This is a genomic window from Burkholderia sp. RF4-BP95 (assembly GCF_001521985.1).
In the GTDB taxonomy this organism is placed as follows: domain Bacteria; phylum Pseudomonadota; class Gammaproteobacteria; order Burkholderiales; family Burkholderiaceae; genus Burkholderia; species Burkholderia diffusa.
In genome coordinates, this window is record NZ_LOSX01000006.1 from 1 (window position 1) to 646 (window position 646).

The 646-nt window shown below is 70.4% G+C and carries 1 protein-coding gene; it reads left to right on the forward strand.

Features of this window, described 5'->3' with window-relative positions; all coding sequences use genetic code 11:
* Positions 1–563: hypothetical protein (locus WS46_RS00580; protein WP_218921317.1), on the forward strand; the 563-nt coding region annotated here is incomplete at its 5' end.
* Positions 564–646 lie beyond the last annotated feature (83 nt).

The following is a 646-nucleotide window of genomic DNA, read 5'->3' on the forward strand; positions in this document are numbered from 1 at the left end:
GATGGAATGGTAGGCCGTTGCCCTTCCTTGCCCAGGCCAATCAACCCAGAAAAATCCGGGTACTCATGCACCACTCCCGCTACACCATGCGCGCCCGCCTGCGCACGCAGGCCGTGCTGTACGGCATGCTGGGCGGCTCACTCGGCACGGTCGCCCTGTCGACGTTCACGCACTTGAAAGCCGGGCACCTCACGGCCGCAGCCGGCCTGGCCATCGCGGGCTTCGTGGCCGGATGGGTCTGTCGTCGCGCACCGGCCACACCGGACCCGGGTAACCGTCACGCCGTCTCCGACGATCTGCACGAGCTCGAGCAGCGTGTCCCCCGACGCGCCGTGGTGGCCGTCGTCATCGCTTGCCTGGCAACCGACCTGCTGGGTGCCGGAATCGGCAACCTGGCGCCGCTCGCCGCTGACATCCAGACCGTCTATCGGCTGCTCAGCGGCCCATCCGACGGGCCCGACACGCCGTCACCGTCTCGCTGCGGCCCCGGCGATGCACGTCAGGCCCCCTCGGCCGCCCGTCCGGTGCATCACGACGCTCGGCCGACCGCGATCCCCCTGTAGCACGCGCTTTGCGCGCCGCGGATCGGTTGCGAGCCTCGCTCACGCTGTCGATAGCGAGGAAACGGCGGGCGCGCGACCGGCGC